The 24405-nt window shown below is 57.8% G+C and carries 22 protein-coding genes; 7 read left to right on the top strand and 15 right to left on the bottom strand.

What is annotated here, in order from left to right:
* The first annotated feature begins 51 nt into the window (after positions 1 to 51).
* Positions 52 to 1095, top strand: a complete 1044-nt coding sequence (locus QN399_RS07235) for an LLM class flavin-dependent oxidoreductase (RefSeq protein ID WP_322178986.1) — start codon at positions 52 to 54, stop codon at positions 1093 to 1095.
* A 65-nt stretch (positions 1096 to 1160) separates the two neighbouring features.
* Here the strand turns inward: QN399_RS07235 and QN399_RS07230 are convergent, their stop codons facing one another.
* From QN399_RS07230 to pedF, 12 genes are all read right to left on the bottom strand, one after another.
* Positions 1161 to 2114 carry a diguanylate cyclase gene (locus QN399_RS07230; protein ID WP_322178985.1) on the bottom strand — a complete coding sequence of 318 codons (954 nt, stop codon included), beginning with the start codon at positions 2112 to 2114 and terminating at the stop codon, positions 1161 to 1163.
* Between the two features lie 3 nt (positions 2115 to 2117).
* Entirely contained in the window at positions 2118 to 3116 is a 999-nt protein-coding gene (locus QN399_RS07225) for a response regulator (RefSeq protein WP_322216612.1), read from the bottom strand.
* A 195-nt stretch (positions 3117 to 3311) separates the two neighbouring features.
* Positions 3312 to 5042, bottom strand: coding sequence for a NahK/ErcS family hybrid sensor histidine kinase/response regulator (locus QN399_RS07220; RefSeq protein WP_322216614.1), 1731 nt, complete (start codon positions 5040 to 5042; stop codon positions 3312 to 3314).
* Positions 5026 to 6189: an alcohol dehydrogenase-like regulatory protein ErcA gene (ercA, locus tag QN399_RS07215; RefSeq protein WP_322178982.1), complete on the bottom strand. Its 1164-nt coding sequence runs from the start codon at positions 6187 to 6189 to the stop codon at positions 5026 to 5028. Before ercA ends, QN399_RS07220 begins: the two co-directional genes overlap by 17 nt.
* Positions 6190 to 6364: 175 nt before the next feature.
* On the bottom strand, positions 6365 to 6643 hold the full coding sequence (gene pqqD / locus QN399_RS07210) for a pyrroloquinoline quinone biosynthesis peptide chaperone PqqD (RefSeq protein ID WP_322183129.1): 279 nt from the start codon (positions 6641 to 6643) through the stop codon (positions 6365 to 6367).
* Positions 6644 to 6803: 160 nt separating this feature from the next.
* Positions 6804 to 6875 (bottom strand): pyrroloquinoline quinone precursor peptide PqqA, encoded by a 72-nt coding sequence (gene pqqA / locus QN399_RS07205; protein ID WP_010209364.1) that lies wholly within the window; start codon positions 6873 to 6875, stop codon positions 6804 to 6806.
* Between the two features lie 229 nt (positions 6876 to 7104).
* Positions 7105 to 8625, bottom strand: coding sequence for an aldehyde dehydrogenase family protein (locus QN399_RS07200; protein ID WP_322178981.1), 1521 nt, complete (start codon positions 8623 to 8625; stop codon positions 7105 to 7107).
* A gap of 210 nt (positions 8626 to 8835) precedes the next feature.
* Positions 8836 to 10611, bottom strand: coding sequence for a PQQ-dependent methanol/ethanol family dehydrogenase (locus QN399_RS07195; protein ID WP_322178980.1), 1776 nt, complete (start codon positions 10609 to 10611; stop codon positions 8836 to 8838).
* Between the two features lie 132 nt (positions 10612 to 10743).
* Positions 10744 to 11682, bottom strand: a complete 939-nt coding sequence (locus QN399_RS07190) for a quinoprotein relay system zinc metallohydrolase 1 (RefSeq protein WP_322178979.1) — start codon at positions 11680 to 11682, stop codon at positions 10744 to 10746.
* A gap of 29 nt (positions 11683 to 11711) precedes the next feature.
* Positions 11712 to 12497, bottom strand: a complete 786-nt coding sequence (locus tag QN399_RS07185; RefSeq protein WP_330200758.1) for a quinoprotein dehydrogenase-associated SoxYZ-like carrier — start codon at positions 12495 to 12497, stop codon at positions 11712 to 11714.
* Positions 12498 to 12537: 40 nt separating this feature from the next.
* Complete coding sequence (locus tag QN399_RS07180) at positions 12538 to 13413, bottom strand: transporter substrate-binding domain-containing protein (protein ID WP_323565713.1); 876 nt, start codon at positions 13411 to 13413, stop codon at positions 12538 to 12540.
* A 5-nt stretch (positions 13414 to 13418) separates the two neighbouring features.
* Positions 13419 to 13856 (bottom strand): cytochrome c-550 PedF, encoded by a 438-nt coding sequence (gene pedF, locus QN399_RS07175; protein ID WP_322178976.1) that lies wholly within the window; start codon positions 13854 to 13856, stop codon positions 13419 to 13421.
* 314 nt (positions 13857 to 14170) lie between these two features.
* Between pedF and QN399_RS07170 the strand changes: the two genes are divergently transcribed.
* From QN399_RS07170 to QN399_RS07145, 6 genes are all read left to right on the top strand, one after another.
* Positions 14171 to 15355, top strand: a complete 1185-nt coding sequence (locus QN399_RS07170; RefSeq protein WP_322216621.1) for an ABC transporter substrate-binding protein — start codon at positions 14171 to 14173, stop codon at positions 15353 to 15355.
* 35 nt (positions 15356 to 15390) lie between these two features.
* A complete protein-coding gene (locus QN399_RS07165) occupies positions 15391 to 16350 on the top strand; it encodes a YVTN family beta-propeller repeat protein (RefSeq protein ID WP_322178974.1) in 960 nt (319 codons plus the stop codon).
* Entirely contained in the window at positions 16347 to 17105 is a 759-nt protein-coding gene (locus QN399_RS07160) for an ABC transporter ATP-binding protein (RefSeq protein ID WP_323565711.1), read from the top strand. The genes QN399_RS07165 and QN399_RS07160 overlap by 4 nt, the downstream gene beginning before the upstream one ends.
* The gene (locus tag QN399_RS07155; RefSeq protein ID WP_322216628.1) at positions 17102 to 17893 is read left to right on the top strand and encodes an ABC transporter permease; all 792 of its coding nucleotides are present in this window, start codon (positions 17102 to 17104) and stop codon (positions 17891 to 17893) included. Before QN399_RS07160 ends, QN399_RS07155 begins: the two co-directional genes overlap by 4 nt.
* Before the next feature lie 121 nt (positions 17894 to 18014).
* On the top strand, positions 18015 to 18578 hold the full coding sequence (locus tag QN399_RS07150) for a PQQ-dependent catabolism-associated CXXCW motif protein (protein ID WP_322216630.1): 564 nt from the start codon (positions 18015 to 18017) through the stop codon (positions 18576 to 18578).
* Positions 18579 to 18632: 54 nt separating this feature from the next.
* Entirely contained in the window at positions 18633 to 19298 is a 666-nt protein-coding gene (locus QN399_RS07145) for a response regulator transcription factor (protein ID WP_322178971.1), read from the top strand.
* On the opposite strand, the gene nahK is transcribed toward QN399_RS07145, so the two are convergent.
* The 3 genes from nahK to QN399_RS07130 form a co-directional block, all read right to left on the bottom strand.
* Positions 19299 to 21941 carry a hybrid sensor histidine kinase/response regulator NahK/ErcS' gene (nahK, locus tag QN399_RS07140; RefSeq protein WP_323565710.1) on the bottom strand — a complete coding sequence of 881 codons (2643 nt, stop codon included), beginning with the start codon at positions 21939 to 21941 and terminating at the stop codon, positions 19299 to 19301.
* Positions 21868 to 23034, bottom strand: a complete 1167-nt coding sequence (gene nosP / locus QN399_RS07135; RefSeq protein WP_322178969.1) for a nitric oxide-sensing protein NosP — start codon at positions 23032 to 23034, stop codon at positions 21868 to 21870. The genes nahK and nosP overlap by 74 nt, the downstream gene beginning before the upstream one ends.
* Positions 23035 to 23209: 175 nt before the next feature.
* Complete coding sequence (locus QN399_RS07130; protein ID WP_322178968.1) at positions 23210 to 24394, bottom strand: porin; 1185 nt, start codon at positions 24392 to 24394, stop codon at positions 23210 to 23212.
* Positions 24395 to 24405: the final 11 nt, after the last annotated feature.

Below are 24405 nucleotides of genomic sequence, written 5' to 3'. Positions count from 1 at the left end.
GTCGCACGCCTGCACCTGACAGGCCCACTAAAAAGACTTGAGGAATGTGTCATGAAATTTTCTTTGTTCGTGCATATGGAGCGCTGGAATGAGGAAGTCAGCCATCGCCAATTGTTCGAAGACCTGACCGAATTGACCCTGATGGCCGAGGCCGGTGGCTTCCGTACGGTCTGGATCGGCGAACATCACGCCATGGAATACACCATCTCCCCGAGTCCGATGCCGCTGCTGGCTTACCTCGCAGCCCGTACGACCACCATCCACTTGGGCGCCGGTACGATCATCGCGCCGTTCTGGCATCCGTTACGCGTCGCGGGTGAATGCGCCCTGCTTGACGTGATCAGCAATGGACGGATGGAAGTCGGACTGGCTCGTGGCGCTTATCAGATCGAGTTCGACCGTATGGCCGGTGGCATGCCCGCTGCTTCAGGGGGTAATCACCTGCGTGAAATGGTCCCGGTGGTGCGCAAGCTGTGGGAAGGCGACTATGCCCATGACGGTGATATCTGGAAATTCCCCACCTCCACCAGCGTGCCAAAGCCAATCCAGAAACCGCATCCTCCCATGTGGATTGCCGCCCGCGATCCTGACTCACATAACTTCGCAGTGAAAAACGGCTGCAACGTCATGGTCACGCCGCTGATGAAAGGCGACGAAGAAGTGCTCGACTTGAAGAACAAGTTCGAAACCGCGCTGGCCAATAATCCAGAGGTTCCGCGCCCTCAACTGATGGTACTGCGCCACACCCACGTCCACAGTGTCGACGACCCCGAAGGCTGGAAAGTCGGCGCCAAGGCCATCTCGCGTTTCTACCGCACGTTCGACGCCTGGTTCGGCAACAAGCAAGTGCCCGTCAATGGCTTCCTTGCGCCGAGCCCGGAAGAGAAATTTGCGGATCGCCCGGAGTTCGAACTTGAAAACATCCACAAGAACACCATGATTGGCACCCCGGAAGAGGTCATTGCCCGGATCAAGTACTACCAGGAACTGGGCGTTGATGAGTTCAGCTTCTGGTGTGACAACAGCTTGCCCCACGCCGAGAAAAAGAAATCGCTGGAACTGTTCATCAAGCAGGTCATGCCGGCGTTCGAATAAGCTGGCAGTTCTGTGCACCGTCGTACCTGTAGGGGGCCGACTGTGCACGATCAGCGACTCAGCCCTTACTCATGCACCGACACCAGGTTACGGCCATTGGTCTTGGAAACGTACAGCGCCTGGTCGGCCGATTCGATCAGGTGTTTGTAGTCGGACGTAGGCTGGCTCATGTCTGCAACGCCAAGGCTGACGGTGCAACGGATTGAATGGCCGTCGTGGATGACCTCTTGTGCTTCGATCGCCTTGCGCAAACGTTCGGCAAACACCGCGCCCCCTGCTTTATTGGTGTCGGGCAACAAGACTGCGAACTCTTCACCGCCATAACGACCTGCAATATCAACATCGCGGATGTGCTGACGTACGGTTTCGGCAACGAGCTGAATCACCTTGTCGCCCGCTTGGTGGCCGTAGGTGTCATTGACACGTTTGAAGTGATCGATATCGAACATGACCAACGTTGTGGCCGTGTCGTACCGAAGATAGCGGGCGTATTCGAGTTTAAGGGCCTCCTCCCAGTGTCCACGATTGTACAAGCCGGTCAGTCGGTCGGTGTTGGACAGCGTCTGCAACTGACTATTGGCCGCTTGCAACTGATGTGAGTGGGTGGCCACGTCTGTCACGTCATAGATCACCAGGCAAATGTGACCAATCTCGTTGTTGATCGAGCGCAGCGGAAACAGAGTGGTGTTCTGGTACATGAAGTCCTCCTGGCCGGTGATCGGCTGGTAGTTCTTGAAATGCACCAGATATGGTCGTTGCTCCCAGATGGTGAACGCAGGCGTACCGAGGGTGATCACGTTATCGACCTTTTTGCGAAACCAGGCCTCATTGATTTCGGGAAACAGGGTGAAAAACGATTGGCCGCTGGCCTCGTTCGGCACAACGCCGGAACGGTTCTCCATAAAAGTATTCCAGACTTGGACCCGGAAATCCCGGTCGAAGACTACGACACCCACGTCGATGCACTGCACGATGGTTAGCAACCAGTGAAGCTCTTTGATATCGATGTGATCGTTCATGGCTCAGCTCATCACGTAGGCGAGTTTTTTTGAAAGCCGCTCTACCGAGTCTTCGGTGAACAACATCAACAAATCGAAATGAATATTGTGGCCCTCAAGGCTGTAGCTGATTTCCACTGCCAGGGTTTTCTTCCAGCGCTGCTTATTAACCCGGATCAACTCTTCGATGCCTCCCTGCTCACCGAGTACTTGCGGGTGGCCCTGGGAAAATACCACGTCAATTTGTTCGGCTATCCCGCTCAAACAGGCTCCAATCAGAATCGTCGACAAGTCCAGGAGCATTTCCATGTCCGAATACTCGACCGAGTCCCGCTGCATCAATTTCGCCATATCAGCAATTTCAGAGCCGTGAAAAATCAGCAACGCTTCGCCGGCGATACCACAGCCGATATACCCCTGACAGACTGCTGTCAACCGGTCACCGTTCTGTGCGTCGGCTAACGCCATGTGTAATTCCCCCACCTCCAGCATGCTCACATTCGGCACCGGCAACTGGACGAACACACCCAGCACTCGGGCCAGCAACGCCCCGGCACGCCCCATGGCGACGTTGATGGTTTCACGAAACGCATCCTGAAAGCTGGTCTGCGTCTCAGGAACTTCCCGCGCGATGGCGACAGCCGTTTGAGGCTCGCCCAGCAGACCAAGGCTTGCGAGCGTTCTTTTGAGCTCGTCTGGATCGGCAGGCTTTTTCAGGAAGGCCAAGGCGCCCAGTTCGAGCACACGTCGTATCGCTTCCGTCTGCACATCGCCGGAAACCACGATAATCTTCGCTTGCAGGTTTTCCTCACGGACAGCGGCCAGGACCTGATACCCGTCCATTTCCGGCATCGTCAGATCGAGCAACACCACCTGCCCCAACCCCTGACGAATGGCTTCGAGTCCCTCTTGGCCATTGGCCGCCATGGTGACCGATACGCCCCAGTCGGCGGGTAAAGCCCTCAATAGCTGCTTGCGCGCCATACTGGAGTCGTCGCATATCAGCAAAGGGATCACGGGCATTGTGTTCTTTCTCACTGCAAAAGAGTTTCAGGGTTTAGACCCAAGTACGGATGCTATTTGTGACACAAGAAAACCAATCAGATCGCCGCCGCCAAAATGCCTGAAGCATTCTTAGAGCCAATGGGTATAAAGACCCCCTTATTAACCCGCGCTCCGTGCTTATGCAATCTTTGTGCTTATGCTGTATTCAGGAGCCTAACCCAGCAATTGACTTAACACCGCCCGCAGTTTTCCGGGTTTTACCGGCTTATTCAGCAGCGGTGCCCCCAGCTTTTGCAGTGAACGACGACATTGATCACTGCGGTCAGCGGTGATCATTACGGCAGGAATGATCACCGCGAAATGCTCGCGCAGATGCGTTACCACGTCGCAACCTATCACCCCATGATCCAGGTGGAAGTCCACCAGAATCAACTCCGGTGGTTGCCCTTGCAGTACCTCCAGCGCGCTGTCCTGATCGGTGGCCGTCAGGACCTCACAGCCCCACTGTCCCAACAACGCAGCCATGCTTTCGAGAATGCTCAGTTCGTTGTCCACCACCAACAGGCGGCACCCCGGCAGAGGATTGCCCGCAACAGGATGCTGCTGCACCACGACATTGGCCGGTAGCGGAACGTCGTGCGACAGAGGCACTTCAATGGCGAACATCGAACCCCGTCCCGGTCGTGAGTGCACCAGAACCCGATAACCCAGAATCTTCGCGATGCGTTCGACGATTGCCAGGCCCAGGCCCACCCCCTTGCGGTCGGCTGCACGGCCAACATCCAGTTGATTGAACTCCAGGAAAATCGAATCGAGGCGGTCTTCGGCAATGCCACGCCCGGTGTCCCAGACTTCAAGGCGCAAATAATCGCCCCGCCGCCGTGCGCCCAGCAAAATGTTGCCCTGCGCGGTATAACGGCAGGCATTGCTGAGAAAATTACGCATAATCCGCGTCAGCAAGCGCAGATCGGTACGTACTGCGAAGTCCCCTATGCGCACGCGCAGGTTCAATCCTGCCGCTTCGGCCACCAACTGGAACTCCGAGGCCAGCGGCGCCAGCAGCTCGTCGAGTCGATACAATTCGATGTCGGGCTTGATCGCGGCCTGATCCAGCCTGGAAATATCCAGCAAATCCGTCAGCAAGTCTTCCGCGCCTTCCAGCGCCTGATGGGTCCGCTCCACCAATACCTGCTCAGCCGTAGGCAATTGCCGCTCGCGCAAGGTCGAGATCAGCAACCGAGCAGCATTAAGTGGCTGCAACAGATCATGGCTGGCGGCCGCGAGGTATTTGTCTTTACTGCGATTGGCAGCCTGAGCGGCGTCACGAGCTTCGCGCAATGCCCGCTCGATTTCCGCCCGCTGGACGATCTGTTGCTGCAAGTTGCGGTTCACGTCCAGCAACTCATTGGTGCGCGCAATCACGCGCTGCTCCAGCTCATCGTTGAGCTGCTGCAGGTGCTGCTGGGCCAACTTGCGTTCAGTGATGTCAGCAACAAAGCCTTCGACCAGGCCATCCTGATCAGGTTTGAGCAGCAGGTTCATCAGCACATCGACATGGCTACCGTCTTTGCGTTGCAACTGGGTTTCATAGCCCAACAGGCTACGCTCGCGCAGCAGTATGTCGCCGATGGTCTCCAACTCCGCTGCACCGCCCGCAAACAAGTTGCCGGCAAGGTCGGCCAGGGAAAACAACACCTCTTGCGGATCGTCGTAGCCCAGCATTCGCGCTAAAGCGGGGTTGGCCGCGCGCAGGCCTTCTTTCAGGCTTGCCTGAAAAATCCCGTGCACCGCATGCTCGAACAGCCATTTATAGCGATTGCGCTCTTTTTCGAGTTCATCCAGACGTACCGCCAGCTCCGGGTAGTGGCTCTTGCGCGTCGAATGATTACCCAGCCCCAGCAACCCCGCGAGGGCGCGCTGCTGGTCCTCAGAGGGCTTCGCCATAGACCACCTCAACATCGCGCTGGCTGGACGCCCGCGGGTTGGTGAGAATGCAGGGATCATCCATCGCGTGCTGCGAAAGAAACGGAATGTCCGCCATGCTGACGCCATGCAGGCCAAGGGTTTCATGGAAGCCGATAGAACGTTTGAGAGCGATCAGATGCTCCACCAGGCGCTGGCAGATCTGCCGGTGATTGAGGCCCCGGCAATCAATGCCAAAGGTCTCGGCAATCACCTTGAAACGATCCGGCGCTGAATTGTAGTTGAACGCCACCACGTGCTCGACCAGCACGGCGTTACACAGGCCATGGGGCAGATCGAGGAAACCGCCCAGGCTGTGCGACATCGCATGCACCGCACCAAGGATCGCATTAGAGAACGCCAGCCCGGCTTGCATGCTGCCGAGCATGATTTTTTCGCGCAATGCAATGTCGCCAGGATTGGCAATCATCTGCACCAGATTGCCATTGATCAGACGCATGGCTTCCAACGCATGAGGATCGGTCAGCGGCCCGTGACCGGTAGAAACGAAGGCTTCAATCGCGTGCACCAACGCATCGATGCCGGTACAGGCCGAGAGGAACGGATCCATGCTCAGTGTTGTTTCCGGATCAATAAGCGAGACGTCCGGCACCACAGCCTTACTGACGATGGAGAACTTCATCCGCTCCTGCTGGTTGGAGATGATCACGAATTGCGAAACGTCAGCGGAGGTCCCTGCGGTGGTCGGGATCAGGATCAGCGGCGGACTTGGCACCCGAATCATGTCCACACCTTCGAACTCGAGGATGCTCCGCCCATGGGCGACAACGATGCCAATGGCCTTGCCGCAGTCCATAGGGCTACCGCCGCCTACAGCAATAATCACGTCGCAATGATTCTCACGGTAAAGCTCGGCACCACGCATCACTTCCTCAACCCGCGGGTTAGGAGATACATCGCTGTACAGGCAGTATTCGATGTCCAGCGCTCGCAGGCTGGCCTCAATGTCAGCGACCCAACCCGCAGCGATTACGCCGGGATCGGTCACCACTAACACTTTACGGGCACCGAAGGTTTTGGCGTAGTTGCCCGCATTGTGCCGACTGCCGGCACCGAAAATTATTTCTGGAGAAACGAATTTACGCAATTGGCTGATGCTAGGGCTCATACAAAGCCTGTTTTTGTTGTTATCGGAGATGGGCGCCAGCCTAAACCATCTCTGGGCGAATGCAATCAGACCATTGCTCATGCCTTGAAGATCAGTCGAGAAGCCTTTCATTTGCGAGCACAGACGGGCAGCGGTAAGTCAATCCACCCACAGCCAGAGCAGCGGGCCAGACCGGTTAATGGAACTCAATCCAGTGCTGGGCATAGGCAATTTCTAAAAAGACCAGGATGTCGTCATCGACCCCCGGCGTAGCGGGAAATCCTTCGCACAGCTGCTCGATAATCACGTTCGTGCTTCGCAGCCCATCGACCTTGCGAAGAATGACCCCGGCGCTGTCGCTGAGTTTGACCACGCCGTCAGGGTAAAGCAGAACCCAACAGCGCTGGTGCGGCTCCCATTGCAGACGAAAACCGTGTCTGAGGGCCGGGATGCGCTCACGTTTGCTGGCACTCATCGTGCTGTCGAGCAGGACGCTCGCGCCATTGAGGGGGGACTGTGTCATTGGAGGGCATCCGCCACCGGCGGCAGACCCGAAATTCTGGGTGAGCATACTGAGTGCTCCAGCGAACAAGAAACGCCCCGGCCAACGCAACGATAGGCCGGGACTTGATTGATCAACGGCTGGCGAAATACATGGTCACTTCAAAGCCAATGCGCAGATCGGTAAACGCGGGTTTGGTCCACATAGGTCAATCCTCTTCTTGGGCCGGTCAATTCCGGTAAGTCAATTAATACACGTGAGGGGTATAGGTTCGAATGCTACTTTGGGGGGTGTTTGTGGGGTGCGTTGGTAGGGGGTCATGACGCTGCCAGAGACACCGTCATGGCTTTTCCCAGGCAAACCTGCTGCCACGGATCCTTGCGAATCCCGTGGCAGCAGGCATGCAACTGCGCGTCCCGCTTTGAAGCTTTAGATTAGAAAAAGCCCATCGGATTGATGTCGTAGCTGACCAGCAGGTTCTTCGTCTGCTGGTAGTGATCAAGCATCATCTTGTGGTTTTCACGGCCGACACCGGACTTTTTGTAGCCACCGAACGCGGCGTGCGCCGGGTACAGGTGATAGCAGTTGGTCCAGACGCGACCGGCCTTGATCGCCCGGCCCATGCGGTACGCACGGTTGATGTCGCGGGTCCAGAGACCGGCACCCAGGCCAAACTCGCTGTCGTTGGCAATCGCCAGGGCTTCGGCTTCGTCCTTGAAGGTGGTGATGCCGACCACTGGGCCGAAGATCTCCTCCTGGAACACGCGCATTTTATTGTTGCCTTTAAGCAGCGTCGGCTGAATGTAGTAGCCAGTAGACAGATCGCCTTCCAGACGTTCCGCCGCGCCGCCAGTCAACAGCTCAGCACCCTCTTCCTGGGCAATTTTCAGGTACGAAAGGATCTTGTCATATTGCTGCTCGGACGCCTGAGCGCCGACCATGGTCTCGGTGTCCAGTGGGTCGCCGCGTTTGATCTTGACGACTTTCTTCATCACTTCGACCATGAACGCGTCGTAGATCGATTCCTGGACCAGGGCACGCGATGGACAGGTGCAGACTTCGCCCTGGTTGAAAAACGCCAACACCAGGCCTTCAGCGGCCTTCTCGATAAACTGCGGTTCGGCCTGCATGATGTCTTCGAAGAAGATATTCGGCGACTTGCCACCCAGTTCCACGGTGCTCGGAATGATGTTCTCGGCCGCACATTTCATGATGTGCGCGCCTACCGGAGTGGAGCCGGTGAAAGCGATCTTGGCGATACGCTTGCTGGTTGCCAAGGCTTCACCGGCTTCACGGCCAAAGCCTTGAACGATGTTCAAAACGCCCGGCGGTAGCAAGTCGTTGATCAGTTCGGCAAACACCATGATAGACAGCGGCGTTTGCTCAGCAGGTTTGAGCACCACGCAGTTGCCTGCCGCCAACGCCGGCGCCAGTTTCCAGGCGGCCATCAGCAGCGGGAAGTTCCAGGGAATGATTTGCCCGACCACGCCCAGAGGCTCGTGGAAGTGGTAAGCAGTTGTCAGTTCGTTGATTTCTGCAGCGCCGCCTTCCTGAGCCCGGATGCACCCAGCGAAATAACGGAAATGATCAGCAGCCAGCGGGACGTCGGCGTTCAGTGTTTCGCGTACAGCCTTGCCATTGTCCCAGGTTTCGGTAACGGCGAGCATTTCAAGGTTCTGCTCGATACGATCAGCAATTTTCAGCAGCACCAGCGAACGATCCTGAGCCGAGGTCTTGCCCCAGGCATCGGCAGCGGCGTGAGCGGCGTCCAGCGCGCGTTCGACATCAGCGGCGGTGGAACGCGGGAATTCGGCGATGACTTCACCGTTGACAGGCGATGTGTTGGTGAAGTATTCGCCGTTAATCGGTGCCACGAACTCACCGCCAATGTAATTGCCATAGCGCGGTTTGAACGTAACAACAGCGCCTGGGGTTCCGGGTTGTGCGTAGATCATTATTGTGGCCTCTGTACGGGTCGTTGCCTGTCGGTCGAACAAGCGATGATCCGATGGTAGACAGCCGCAGGCGCCAAACGAATGCGCCGTTGGCAGGGGGAGTCTCGTTCTTTGGTCGTAATTAGAGGGTGCTGGAACCCTGCGTAGGCGCGTGATCAGACACACCGCATCACGCGCATTCGCAGAGTAACCAGCTGCCTCTGATTAAAGTCAGTGCTTGGCCACTAACTCCTTCGGCAACTTGAAGGTCCAAAGCATGCCGCCCTGGTTGAAATCCTTGATTCGCTTGGCCACTTCGCCGCCCCACAATGGAACCGCGCCGCCCCAACCGGACAATACGGAGACGTACTGCTCGCCATCCATTTCCCATGTAATTGGAGAGCCCAATACGCCCGAGCCGGTCTGGAATTCCCAGACTTTTTCACCCGTCTTGGCATTGAACGCCTGAAGGAAGCCTTCAGGGTTGCCGGTGAACACCAGATTACCCTTGGTGGCCATTACGCCACCCCACAGCGGCGCGAAGTTCTTATGACGCCAGACCTCTTTACCGGTGACCGGATCGATCGCACGCAGTACGCCGATGTAGTCCTCGTTAAGCGGTTTGATGGTAAAGCCTGCACCGATGTACGCCGCGCCTTTCTTGTAGGTGATGTCTTCGTTCCAGATTTCCATGCCCCACTCGTTGGACGGCACATAGAACAGCTTGGTGTCTTGGCTGTAGGCCATAGGCATCCAGTTTTTAGCACCGAGGAAGGCTGGCGCTACGAATACTGAAGTACCTTTGGTTGCACCACCTGGCGCGCCGGGACGGCTGGCTTCGTTATAGAGCGGACGGCCGTTTGCGTCCAGGCCGGTTGCCCAGGTGATTTTGTCGACAAACGGGAAGCCACGGATGAACTTGCCGTTGGTACGGTTAAGCACGTAGAAAAAGCCGTTACGGTCAGCGGTGGCCGCGGCCTGAACGGTTTTGCCATTTTCCTGATAGTTGAACGAGACCAGCTCGTTAACACCGTCATAGTCCCAACCATCATGCGGCGTGCTCTGGAAATGCCATTTGATGGTGCCGTCGTCCGGATTGAGCGACAGACGCGAGGAAGAGAACAGGTTGTCGCCAGGACGCAGGTGCGAGTTCCAAGGCGACGGGTTGCCGGTACCGAAGAACAATTGATTGGTTTCCGGGTCGTAGTAGCCGCCCAGCCAAGGCGCCGCGCCACCGGTTTTCCAAAGATCGCCGGGCCAGGTCTTGCCCGCCTCGCCGCCGGAAATGCCGGTTTCAATGGCCTTGCCGTCTTTGTAGATATAACCCATATGACCTTCCACGGTAGGTCGGGTCCAGAGCAGGTCACCGTTCTTCGGATCGTAAGCCTCGATTTTGCCGACCACGCCGAACTCGCCGCCGGCGACCCCGGTAATCAATTTGCCATTGACCACCAGCGGTGCGGCACTGATTGAATAACCGGCCTTGTGATCGGCGACTTCCTTGCTCCAGACCACCTTGCCGGTGGTCTTGTTCAAGGCCACCAGCTTGGCGTCGAGTGTGCCAAAAAACACCAAGTCGCCATACAGCGCGACACCACGGTTGATCACGTCGCAGCAAGGACGGATGTCATCGGGCAGACGTGCATCGTATTGCCACAGCTTCTTGCCAGTGCGAGCATCTACCGCGAACACCCGCGAGTAGGAGCCGGTCATGTACATCACGCCGTCTTTGATCAGCGGCTGCGCTTCCTGGCCGCGTTGTTTTTCACCACCGAAGGAGAAGGCCCAGACAGGGCGCAAATCCTTGACGTTGTCGCTATTGATGATGTCCAGCGGGCTGTAGCGCTGGCCCTGAACGCCAAGACCGTTGGTAACGACCTGCTCAGGGTTCTTGGGATCGTTGAGAATATCCTGATCGGTCACGGCTGCCAGGGCGCTACCTGACAACAGCATGGCGCTCAAGAGCAGGCTCAGAGCGAAGGGTTGGCGACGTGCGGGTTGGGTCATGACGGCTACCTTTGCGGTTTTTTTGTTTGTTCGGGAGAGCCTCCCGGTCTGTTGCAGATTCTTCGCGGCAGGCGCCTCGACAACAATTGCCCGCAATATGGAGTTTTCTAATCCCTTAGTAGGTAGAGCGGTTTATTGACGGACGTCGAGCCGCTTCATGTCGTGCTTTTCATAACGCGGATACAGGTGGCTGACGCTACGAATCAATTCGTAGCGACTCAGGTTGATACTGGCAAAGCGCTCAGGTATCGGACTGCGGATCAACTCGGACATGTCTGCGCCAGTGGCAGCACCTTCCGTCATCAGTGTGTCCAGCCAAACAAGGTAGTCTCGCATCTGGACGAAGGGTCGATGGTCCTCAGCCAATGGGCCATGACCGGGCACGATGACCGTCCACGGCAAAGCCTCCAGTTGGTCGATATCTGCCAGCCATACGCCAAGGCCCGGTGTATTGGGCGTGGTCAGGGCCCGCTGATAAAAAATCAGATCCCCGGCAAACAAAACGCCGGTTTTCTCATCGAGAATCGCCAAGTCCGAACCGGTGTGCCCACTCAGGGCCAGCAACCGCAAAGGATGACCACCAATCGTCAGCGTACCGCTCTCCAGGGTCTGGGTCGGCAGCCGCAGCTCGGTGCCGCGCATCCAGTCACCAACCATGCGGTACATGTTTTCAGCCAAGCCATCGCCCTGCTGGCGCATCAACTCGATGGTCCCTGGCAACGCGCCGATGGGCACATCGGCAAACGCCTGATTACCCAGCATATGGTCAGGGTGATGATGGGTCAGCAGCACCTGAATCACCGGTTTGTCGGTGGTGGCGGCAATCGCCTTGCGCAGGGCTTCGCCATAGCGTCGCGACGGCCCCGTGTCGATCACCACCACCCCGCTGTCAGTGACAATGAAGCCTGTATTGACGATATTGCCGCCATTGGCCTTGGTAAAATTATCGGTGCTGCCCTCCAGCAACCAGGTACCTTCGGCAATTTGTCGAGGCTGCAGAGCATAGTCCAGATCGGCCAGTGCCGGCTGACTCAGGCTCAGGCACAGGCATAACAAGATCAACACACGCATGGCGCTCTCCGCACGGCAGCCCGCAGCCGTTAATTGACGACCGCATTAAATTCGTTGCCGCTGTTGTCGCTCAGCAACAGCCGGGTTTGCCCGGCACCTTGCACGTCAAACCCCAGGGTCGGGTTTTCACTGACCGCTGGAAACAGCTCAAGTGTCGCCAGGGTCTTGTTGTTGGCGTCACGTAATTCAGCGTGATTGATGTAGAACTCGGGAATGCCACTGACCATTCCGTTATCCATCGGATGGGCAATCTGCAGCCTTAAACGACTGAAATCACTGCGGGGATAGCGTCCTCCCAAGACCTCGCCGATATGCTCTTCCCAGCCTGCCTGGGTACGCACCACACTGGGTGCCGTACACCCGCCTCCGGCAGCGGATATCTCGGTGGAGCCGACGTGCCATACGCCATCGCGGGTCAGCACCGCCGCGCGCAGGGGTGTGGACTGCTCGATGCGAATACGAATCGCCAGCCACGGCAAAATCTGATCCCCCGGCTGGAAGTCAACGATCTGTGGCAGCGGATTGAGTTCGGCCCAAGCCAGGATGCGCACCACTTGGCCTTTGAAGGCCCTGGCATCGATTTCGATAGGCACCTGACGCGAATCCTCAGCGAACGGTGGCGCCCGCAGGATCACCTGCTGGTCGAAAACGTAGGGCGCGCCCTTGAGCATTTTCTGGTGATAGAAATCCCACATCACCGAGGTGACTGGATCCTTGCCCTGCGCCCTCTCCAGCGATGTGTCCGGGTCGGCACCCGCCGCCAGCACCCACATCGGCAGGCAGGCCGCCAGCAAACAGGTCACTCGCCAGTTCATCGCGCATCGCTCCTGATGACTTGTTTTTGTAGAGTCACGCTTATTGATACATCTCCGGAATGTCATAACGCAGACCGTAACTGGCATAGATTTTTTGCACACTGCCGTCACGAATAAGGGCCTCCAGCGCTTCCTCTATGGCATAGGCCATCTGGTGATTGCTCTCGTGCACCGCCATGCCGATTTCCCAGCGTTGCCGGCCCATATTTGGGTAAGCGTTTTCCCCCAGAGCCAGGTTCTTATCATTGGCCTGGTGCACTTGCCAGTCGATTTCCCCGCGCATGCCCATCACCGCATCGACCTCGGCGCCCTTCATGGCGACAAAAGCCTGCTGCACACTTGGGTAGTGATGCGTCTTGGCGCTGAGCATGCCGTTGAACACGGACGTCAGGTAGAACGAAGGGATGCTGTCCACTTCAACACCGATAGGGTGTTCCTGAAACACAGCAACACTGGGCACGGCGTCCATTCGCCGACGGTCGTAAGCGACCTGCCAACATTCAGTCTGGTAGGGTCCAAACATCACCACATGACCGTTTGCCAGTTCACCCTGATCGTCGCGCTTGAGCGAGTAGTCCCGGTCATAGGGCACTCGCATCATCAAATCGGCCAGTTGTTGATGACGCAATTCGCTACCGCGCCAAATGGAGTCACGCAAATCGTCGTCAAGCTTTTCCCCCGGTGGCGCCCAGAGCAATTCCAGACGTACACCCAAGGCCTTGGCCAATGCAGCGGCGAGGTCAACATCGACACCGCGTGGCTTTTTATTGTCCTGGAAACTGTAAGGCGCGAAGTCTTCGTAGACCGCCACCTTGAGCACTCCGGATTCGATCATGGTGTCGTAGCTACGAACTTGCGCCTGCACTGCCTGGCAACACAACAGCAAGCCGCTCAACAACAGCGCATAAAAACGCATAGCCGTCACTCCTCGACGTGCACACTGTCCAGATAGGTACGGACGGCCCAGAGTGCTTCCTGGCTCAGGTAGTCGGCCATTTTCGGCATATAGACCCGACCATCGCGCACGGCGCCGTTTCTCACCCGCTCTACGAACCATTCGTCGCCAGCAGCGCCAGGCTCCAGCATGCGAAGGTCTGGGGCGATACCGCCGGAGATGACTTCCAGGCCATGGCAGGCAGCGCAGTTCTGGTTATAGGCAGACGAACCGATTTCCAGCGCCCGGTCATGATCCTTGGAAGTGCGATAGGGGTTTTCGGTGCGCCATTCAGGACCTAGCGGGGTCAAACCATCGGTAGCCACCGGTTGTGGTACGACGTCGCCATGCGCCGAAGCAAGGCCGCTGCCGACCAAGCCAGCCAGCAAACCCACTATCAGTAAGGCGTTGCGTTTTGTTGTCATTGTTATGCCCTCGAGATTGCACGCAAAAAAAGCTATGCCGCCATCTTATGAACCCAGTCAGCGCAACCGAATGCTGCTTTGGTGGCCGCCATCTCCTCCCTTGGTAGTAGGGCATGTGGCGATTGCCTTGATGAGCGGGCCAAGAGAACCATTCCCGCAACACAGAAGATTTCCTGCACCAGACGGGGTAGTGCCCGACCAAGCCAATGCGACCCCGCAAACCTACTACCTTGGTACTGGCTGACTGGTACTTTCTACATATTCCCCTCCCTCCGATCGGTTTCTATGCTGGCACTACCTGTATGGAGTGCCTTATGCGTCAGCGTGTCCGTTACGGATTGATCTATCTGCTAACCCTCGCCGCAGCGACCTTGCTGGCGCCCCAAAGCCATGCCGCCAATGAGGAGATGAAGGTTCAAATCGGCTACCTGGCTTTCATCCCAGACCTAGGCCCGGTGCTGTCGAACATTATCCCCGAACCCCGTGACGCCGGACTGCGCGGCGCTGAACTGGCGATCATCGACAGCAATAGCACCGGGCGCTTTCTCAATCACAGCTACACCCTGCAAACCGCCAACGCCGACAGCCCGCAAGCCTTGCTCGATGCCGCGCAAGCGCTTCACCAGCAAGGCCTGCGGCTGTTTGTCGTCAACGCCCCCGCCGACACCCTGCGCCAGCTCAGTGCCGCCCTGCCCGACAGCCTTCTGTTTAATGCCGGTAGCGCCGATGACAGCCTGCGCAGCACTGCGTGCCTGAACAACGTGCTGCACACCCTGCCGAGCCGGGCCATGCTGACCGACGCCTTGGCCCAGTTTCTGACCGTGAGGCGCTGGAACCGCTGGCTGTTGATCGTCGGCCAGACCCCGGACGACCAAGCCTATGCAGCCGCCCTGCGCCGCGCAGCCAAACGGTTCGGCCACACCATCGTCGCCGAGAAAGCCTGGAGCTTTGACAACGACCAGCGCCGCAGCGCACAGGCCGATATGCCGCTGTTCACCCAGACCACCGAATACGATGTGGTTCTGGTCGCCGATGAGCGTGGCGACTTTGGTGAGTACGTGCCTTATCAAACCTGGTATCCACGCCCGGTGGCTGGCACCCAAGGGCTGACGCCCGTAGGCTGGCACAAGTCTGTGGAAACCTACGGTGCAGCGCAGCTGCAAAAACGCTTCGAAGCCCTCGCCGGGCGCTGGATGAATGATCGGGATTTTGCCGCATGGATGGCCGTGCGCAGTATCGCCAGCGCAGTGAACAAACTGCACCAGACCGACCCCATGGTCATTCGCCAGGCAGAACTGAGCGACCAGTTGCCGCTGGACGGCTTCAAGGGCCGCAAACTCAGCTATCGCGCCTGGAACGGTCAGCTGCGGCAGCCAATCCCTATTGTTCAACCCCGGGCGCTGGTCAGCACTTCACCCCAGGACGGCTTTCTGCACCCCGTCACCGAACTCGACACCTTGGGCTACGACAAGCCCGAAGTAACCTGCCATTTCCAGTGACTTGCCTCTAATAATTCCAAAAAAAGGACCTCGCCATGCGTCGCACCCTGATTGCCTCCGCCCTGCTCCTTGTCATGGGACAAAGCCTGGCGGCCACAGCCTTTATCTCCAACGAAAAGGACAACACCCTGAGCCTGATCGATATGGAGACCCTGCAGGTCACCCAAACCCTGCCCGTGGGGCTGCGGCCCAGAGGGTTACTGCTTTCCCATGACAATAAGCTGCTGTATATCTGCGCCAGCGACTCGGACCGCGTGCAAGTCATGGACGTCGCCACGCACAAGATCATCAAAGAATTGCCCTCCGGCAAAGACCCTGAGCAATTCGCCCTGCACCCCAATGATCGCTGGCTGTATGTCTCCAACGAAGACGATGCTTTAGTCACGGTCATCGACACCGAAACCTCCAAGGTCCTGGCGCAAGTCGATGTCGGCGTCGAACCTGAAGGCATGGCTGTCAGCCCTGACGGCAAGTGGGCGGTCAACACCAGTGAAACCACGAACATGCTGCATTGGATCGACACCAGCACCCAAACCCTGAAGGACAGCACCCTGGTGGATCAGCGACCACGGTTCGTCGAATTCAACAAGGACGGCTCCCGCCTGTGGGCCTCGGCGGAGGTCGGCGGCACGGTCAGTGTGGTTGATGTGTCCACCCGCAAGATCCTCAAGACGCTGACCTTCCAGATCAAGGGCGTGCATCCGGATAAGGTTCAACCTGTGGGCATCAAGCTCAGTGCCGATGGCCGCTATGCCTTCGTCGCACTGGGCCCGGCCAATCACATAGCCGTGGTCGACGCCAAGACGCTTGAGATTCTCGATTACTTGCTGGTGGGCCGCAGGGTCTGGCAGCTGGCCTTTACGCCAGACCAGAGTCAGTTACTCGCCACCAATGGCGTGAGCGGCGATGTATCCGTCATTGATGTGAACAGCCTCAAGGTGACCAAGTCGATCAAAGTCGGCCGTTATCCGTGGGGCGTAGTTGTCGCCCCATGAATGCCCTTGAAGTGGATGATGTCAGCTTCGCCTATGGCGCCAGAGAAGCACTGCGGCATGTGGCGTTCAGTGTCGCGCCCGGACATTTCGCGGCGCTGCTTGGCCCCAACGGGGCTGGCAAGTCGACCTTGATCGCGTTACTGACCCGGCTCTACGACCTGCAACGCGGCGAAATCCGTGTGGGCGGCTGCTCGCTTCGTCAGGCCCCGCGCCCGGCCTTGCGCCAGTTGGGTGTGGTGTTTCAGCAAAGCACCCTGGATCTGGACTTGAGTGTCGAACAGAACCTGCGGTACCACGCCGCACTACACGGGATGTCCCGGCGTCAGGCGAACGGTCGGATCGAAGAGGAATTGGCCCGCCAACAGCTGACTGAACGGCGTGGTGAGCGGGTCCGTGAACTCAATGGCGGTCACCGCCGCAGGATAGAAATCGCTCGCGCGCTGTTGCATGAACCGCGCCTGCTATTACTCGATGAAGCCAGCGTCGGCCTCGATCCGGCCAGTCGCCTGGCGCTCAATCGCCATGTGCGTAGCCTGTGTCGCGAACACGGAATCAGCGTGCTCTGGACCACTCATTTACTCGATGAGGTCCAGGAAGAGGATGACTTGTTGATTTTGCACCAAGGGCGTCTGGTAGCGTCGGGACAGGCTGCGGCGGTAAGCGCGGAGCATGGCGGCGACCTTGGCGACGCGTTTCACCGGCTGACTACGGCACCTTCGTTACACGCCGCGCCCGCGACAGGAGCAAATCGATGAGCGTTTACTGGCACTGTTTCAGCGGCATCGTTCTGCGCGAATGGCTGCGGTTCATTCTGCAACGCACGCGCTTTCTCAGTGCGCTGGTACGCCCCCTGCTCTGGTTGCTGGTATTCGCTGCGGGCTTTCGCGCCGCGCTGGGCATCGCGATCATCGAGCCCTATGACACCTACATCCCGTATGAGGTGTACATCGTTCCGGGGCTGTCCTGCATGATCCTGCTGTTCAATGGTATGCAAGGTTCGCTGTCGATGGTCTATGACAGGGAAATGGGGAGCATGCGCGTATTGTTGACCAGCCCTCTGCCGCGCGCCTTTCTGCTGGCCAGCAAGCTGCTCGCCACATCGTTGATTTCCTTGCTCCAGGTCTATGCCTTTCTCGCCATCGCCTGGATCTACGGCGTGCACCCCCCCGCCTGGGGCTTGCTGGCGGCCTTGCCGGCGATGTTGCTGGTAGCGCTGATGCTAAGCGCGCTGGGACTGCTGCTGTCCAACGCGATCCGCCAATTGGAGAACTTCGCCGGGGTCATGAATTTCGTGATATTCCCGCTGTTTTTCCTGTCCTCGGCCCTTTACCCACTGTGGAAAATGCGCGAAGCCAGCGAGTGGCTGTATTGGCTGTGTGCGCTCAACCCGTTCACCCATGCGGTAGAGCTGGTGCGCTTTGCCTTGTATGAGCGCTTCAACCCGCTAGCGTTTGGGGTATGCGTGGGTCTGTGCCTGCTGTTTTCGCTGCTGGCAGTGCTGACCTTCAATCCTCAGCACGCGGCGTTGCGTCGGGCAACCTGAGCCGACAGCGTTCAAATACAGGTAAACCAGTACTTTAGTACTGGTTTACCTGTCTATCGTCGCATTCACAAAGCACCTTCGGTGACATGTAATGCCACGATAACAAGAAAGGAAACACCCTATGCCGTGCGTTCTACGCCCTGTACTCCACCCTTCCCTGGCGGCGCTTATTTTGACGTTAAGCCTGGGTCTAAGTGTCGCCCAGGCACAGACCCCGTTGTTTTCAGCCGACGGGTATCGCCTCACGTTGTATCGCAGCCCTACTCCCGATCACGTAGAGGGTGCTCATATCATCGACACTGAACACTTGCAGACACTACTGCAGCAAGCTTCCAGACCGGTGCTGATCGACGTCTATCGCAGACAATGGCTGGAAGGTCGGTTTATCGACGACGAACCCCACGCCAACCTCCCCGGCAGCCATTGGCTGGCCAACAGCGGCGACGGCGAACTCACCCCGCGATGGCAGGACTATTTTTCGCGAAACTTGCAAAAAGCAACGGCTGGACGCAAGGATCAGCCTTTGGTGTTCTATTGCCGCGCCGATTGCTGGCTGAGCTGGAACGCGGTAAAACGAGCTTCTGCATTGGGCTACAGCGATCTCTATTGGTACCGCGATGGTCTCGATGCCTGGCAGGCGGCCAATTTACCCGTACAGCTGGCCCAACCCGAACCCTTTCCCTGAGCAACAGGCCCGCCCCCGCGCCACACCATAATCAAAATAACGAGGTGAAAGGCTATGTATAAAATTCTGATTGCAGACGATCACCCTCTATTTCGCGAAGCCATCGCCAATGTCATCAGCGACGGGTTTCCGGGCAGCGAAGTGATGGAAACGGCCGATCTGGACAGCGCGCTGGCACTGACCCAGACCCATGACGACCTCGACCTGATTCTGCTCGATTTGAATATGCCTGGCATGCACGGTCTCAATGGCCTGATCAATCTACGCAACGAGGCGCCCACAATTCCGGTGGTGATCGTGTCCGCCGAACAAGACAAACAAATTGTGCTGCAAGCCATTACCTACGGTGCGGTGGGCTTTATCACCAAGTCTTCGCCACGGGCGCAAATGACCGAAGCGATAGAGCAGATTCTTAACGGCAATGTCTACCTGCCCTCGGACATCATTCGAGCACAGAGGCCCGGCACCCGGCGCAGCATGAACAACACACCCAGCTTCCCACCTGAGTTGCTACAAGCCCTGACCCGCAAGCAATTGCTGGTACTGGAACGCATGACCAAAGGCGAATCGAACAAACAGATCGCCTATACCCTGGAAATTGCCGAAACCACGGTCAAGGCCCATGTCTCGGCGATCCTGCGCAAACTCAACGTGCATAACCGCGTCCAGGCGATTCTCAGCGCCGGAGATATCGATTTCGCGGCCTATCTACGACGCTGATCAAACTGTCGATCGGCCCAGTAGATGGCTGATCGCGGTTTTGAGCTTCATCGGCCGCACCGGTTTGTGCATCAGGGTGTGGCCCAGCTCACGCATTTGCAGCTTAAGTTCATTACTGTAGTTGGCAGTGATCATCAGCGCTGGCAAGGGTGAGCCGCGTCGAGCGTTGATCGTTGCCACCGCATCGACGCCATTCTTGTCATCGTCCAGGTGGTAATCGGCAATCAGCAAGTCCGCGTCGGCATGGTAATTCTCTACCTGCCGAGCCAGGTCCTGCTCAGAGAGTGCGGTCACCACCTGGCAGCCCCAGCTTTCGAGCAACGTGCGCATGCCGGCGCAAATTGCCGCATCGTTGTCCAATACCCAGATACGCGCACCTCGCAGGCGCTCCATCATCGGTTCGGTAATGCACGCCTGCTCGAGCGCCTTAGGTGCACTTAGGGTCACTGGCACCTCGATGGAGAACATCGAGCCCTTGCCGGGCCAGGAACGCACGCTGACCTTGTGCCCCAGTATGCCCGCGATTTTTTCGACAATCGCCAACCCGAGCCCGAGCCCGCGATCCTGATTCGGCCGTTGCACATCGCCGCGTTTGAACTCCTGGAAAATCTCCTCCAGCTTGTTCTCGGCAATACCGATGCCCGTGTCCCATACCTCGATAGACAGGCGCTGGCGATGCCGACGGCACCCCAGCACCACGCGGCCGGTGGTGGTGTATCGGATGGCGTTGCTCAGCAGGTTGCGCAGAATCCGCGCCAGCAATTGAATATCGCTGCGTACAAGCACCGAGCAGGGCACGAATTCTAAAACCAGGCCCTCGCTGCTGGCAATTTGCGCGTACTCGACGGCCAGGTTGTCCAGCAGTTCGCTCAGAGCAAACGGTGCGATATCGGCCTTGATTACACCAGCATCGAGCTTTGAGATGTCTACCAGTGTGCAGAGCAAATTTTCCACGTCTTCCAGCGAATTGCTGACATTACGCACCAGAATCGCATTGGCCACCGGCTCGCGTCGCTCCAGCAAGGCACTGGTAAACAGGCGTGCGGCGTTGAGTGGCTGAAGCAGATCATGGCTGACGGCAGCCAGAAACTTGGTTTTCGACAGGTTGGCCTGTTCGGCTTCGAGCTTGGCTTCACGCAGGCGTAACTCTACGCGACTGCGTTCGTCGATCTCGCGCAGGAGCTGACTGTTGAGGGTGGTCAGCTCGGCCGTGCGTTCGCGAACGCGTAGTTCAAGGTTCTGGTAGGCCTGGTGCAGGGCTTCGGCGGTACGGCGGCGCTCGGTGATATCCCGGATCAACACAAAAATACCGACCACTTCGCCACTGGCCAAACGGTTGGGCACGTAGGAGCGCAGCATGTATCGCTCCTGATTGTTGATGTTGATCTCTGGGCATTCAAAGGTCACGCTCTCCCCCGCAAGGGCGCGTTCAACATAGGTTTCCAGGCGCTGATAATGCTCTTCGCTGTGAACCTCGCGCAGGCTCTGTCCGAGCATCACGCCGCGCGGCCAGCAGTACCACTCCTCATATACCTTGTTGGTGAACTCATAGACCAGGTCGGCGTTCAGGTAAGCAATGAGCGCGGGAACGTGGTCAGTGATCAGGCGAATCCAGCGCTCGCTTTCGCTGAGGGCTTCAGCATGCTGATAGCGTTCGGTGATGTCGGTGAAGGTGTTGACGAAACCGCCAGTCGGCAATGGATGCGTGCGGATTTCAAGGACCCGCCCGTCGAACAACCGCTGTTCCCGCTCATGGATCACTCGACCGTTGGCGTCACGGCTGGCCGGTGTCAGCAGATCCAGCTCGCTGTCAGCGATCACCTCGGCAAAAGGCCGATGCGCGGCGACCGGAGCCAGCCCGCTCAATTCCAGAAAGCGACGATTCCACAGTTCCAGAACCCCATCGGCGTTGACCATCGCCACCCCCTGAGACAGGTTATCGACAGCCCTCTGCAGCAGGTGCGACTTCTGCGCGACGGCCTGTTCGCGGCGCACGGTTTCGTTGACTTTGACTTCGGTGATGTCGGTAAACAGGATCACCCGGCCGCCCTCTCGGGTAGGTCGCTCACTGACCTGCAACCAGCGGCCGTCGTTCAGACGATACAACAGATGCTCGTCAGCGCTGTGCCGAGGTTCTTCGATAAACAGCCCGGTACTGGCCATCAGACGCTTGACCTCGGCCAAACGCATACCACCGATGATCCGCACCCGACTGTTGACCCAGAACGCTTTGAATCGGCTGTTGAACAGGACGATGCGCTGGTCCTCATCAAACAGCACGAACGCATCGGAAATACTTTCGATCGCATCCACCAAGTGCTGGTGGGCCGTTTCAGCACGCAGGCGGGCCTCGCTCAGCAGGTAATTACTGGCCTTGAGTTCGGCCATCGCGTGGTTCAATGCATCGGTGCGTTCCCTGACCTGTTCGGCCAGGACCACCGAATGCTGAAAGGCCGCATAGGAATCATTGCCACGCGCGGTGCCGGACTCGACCCGTTCAATCAGGGCCGTGTTGATCCGCCGCAGCTTTTGATTATCCCGTTGCAGTTGTGCGATGTGCTCGAGCAATTCAGCGGGGGAAGGAGGCTGCACGGTTCCGTCCGATGGCAACGCCGGTGAAGGTCTGGTTGATGTGCATGCCATTGAACTGTTCTCCGTAGGTGTTGAAACCTATCACCCGATGCTCGCGCAGGAAGTCGCCAATCTGCTGGACGCTGCCATCGGCCTCCAGCTCCATGCGCCGCAGAAAACAGTCGCAGCCAATAGTCAGCAACAACGAACCCAAGCGATCCTGCAAGCCATCGAACAGGCCCTGCAGATTGGGCAACAACGGACCTGGGGTCATGGCAGTGAGCACAATGCCGTTCTCCACCGCGCAGTAAAAACTCAGGCTCAGGTCATGGTTGACCTGTTGAATCGCCCTGACGTAGTACTGATCGTTGATCCGAACGGCCAGTGGGTGCGCAGCAAATATCCGGTGATTGAGCTCGGCCACCGGTACCCCGATGATCTGCGCATACTCCTCAGCCGCAGGCTCGGCATTAAGCTCGTAAACCCGGCGCATGGTGCTGTCGGCACGGGTGACCACGAGCTTTTCCGCACGCGGCAAAATGTGGTGCGTGGTGAAAACTTCGAAGTCCAGCCAGGTATTGACCAACAGCACCACGGCGGCGCCGCTGTGGAATTCGCCGCCGAAATATACGTGAGTGTGGGTCAGGTAATTATCGTCTCCGGCAGAACCACCGAAGTGCGGGATATCGCCCAAGGCTGCACTCAGCGCGGCGAGGACCATCTCCTCGCGGCTGGACAGGCCGTCGAGCAACGTCAGGGCGAAACTGTTGCCTTTGATCGGCGCCAGGGTATTGCTGCGACAGTCGCCAACCAGTCGCTCGACCATTTGCTGAGCGTCGATCAGGCTGAAGCGTTCCATTTCATCAATCAATTCGGCGGCAATAGAGAAATGCCGATGATCAAAGCCTATCGCCGTCACACAACCACGGCCGTAGCCCTCGGGAGTGATTTCGCCGGCGCTGGTACAGCCGACCACGCGAATACCTCCAAAGCTTTGCTGCAAGGCGGCACCCAAGGCCTGTAAATCGTATTCAGCCGAGCAGAAGAACAACACGAAGCCCAAGTGCGGATGCAACAGCTGTCGCGCCAGTTCCTGCGCGACCTCTTGCGCCCCGGTTGCCATCGACATCGCGCTCACTACGCCGTCGGTTTGGGCTTGCTGCATATAGTCGCCTCCCGAAAGTGCGTTGTCTGATAGGCCAGTCTACGAATACTGGACCCGGCCCCGTATCCTACTTGGGTAGTGGGTAGCCACTCCGATAGGATGAGACCGCGACATTCAGGCACTCACTCCCACAGTAGAGTGGACGTACACTGTGGGAGTTGGCACACCGTAACCACTACCAGGTCAAGACAGCGCCCACGGCAAAGGTGTTGGTGGTTTCGTTCAGGGCGGTGGTTTCATGCCCTCTGATTTCAAACTGGTTGTACTCGACGACCAGTTGGAGGCTGCTATTGACGTCGTGAAACAGCGCGATACCACGCGTGTCGTAATTGGCGCCGGAGCCTACTACGCCGTTGCCATCGTCATTGGTCTTGCCGTATGACAGTGCCAGTCGGTTTTTGCCAAGTTTGTAGGAGCCCTGCATCAGGTAGCCAACGCTGTCTACTTCACGCAAAGTCGCCTCGCCAGCGTTATTGGTGAAGAACGGGTTGATACCCTTGGCCCGAAACCCAGAACCGGTGAGCGTCACGCCACCCATCTTCGCCTGAACCCCATAACCCAACCCTTTTGACGTCACCGAAGCAACGGTCGAATCGGTATTGTCAGAGGTTTGATAGCTACCGTTGACCCAGCTGTACACCTTTGCCCCGGCCGCATCGAACTGGTAAGTGACCTCGCTCTCGGTCCGCGGATTATTCTGGTAAGCCTTACCCAGTGCGCTGCTGTTATTGGTATCCACCGGATCCATGATGCCTACAGCTACTCGCAGCCCGTCCATGATCGGCGAACGGTAGGTGATCTGCGAAGTGGGAAACGGATAGGGGTAGCCGGTGCCGATGTTGCCGAAAGACACCCCGCCACCGTCTACCAGACCCAGGGTATCGCTGACCTGACCATAGCCGGAAAGCATTTCGTCCAGAAGGATATTGGAACGCGCAAACAGGCCAAAATCCTTACCAATCAGGACCTCCCCCCACTCTGGTTTGGCGACGGTGCCGTAGAATTGACGAACGTCGATAGCCGTAGCCGTGCCATTGGTCTGGCTGTCGTTAATGGTGACCCAAAGCGACGCCCGTGCGCCCAACTTCAGATCATCCACTTGCTTGCCCATGTTGAAACCAATGTAGTTGGGCAGGAAGCCCATCTTCACTCGGGCCTGACTGCGATCGTATTGATCGCCAGGCCGGTCAACTTTGCTGTTCACGTAGAAGGTGTTGACGTAACCGTCAGTGGAAAATGTCGTCTGGTCCTTGTCATATAACATGATCTCGGCGTTGGCCAGTTGGCTCAAACTGAGGGTGGACAGGCCGGCAATAAGCACAGGCAGGAATCGACGTTGAGAATTCTTATTGTTGTGCATGGCGCGCTCCG

It is taken from the genome of Pseudomonas sp. 10C3, from assembly GCF_036346185.1.
In the GTDB taxonomy this organism is placed as follows: domain Bacteria; phylum Pseudomonadota; class Gammaproteobacteria; order Pseudomonadales; family Pseudomonadaceae; genus Aquipseudomonas.
This window is presented reverse-complemented; position numbering and strand designations above follow the sequence as displayed.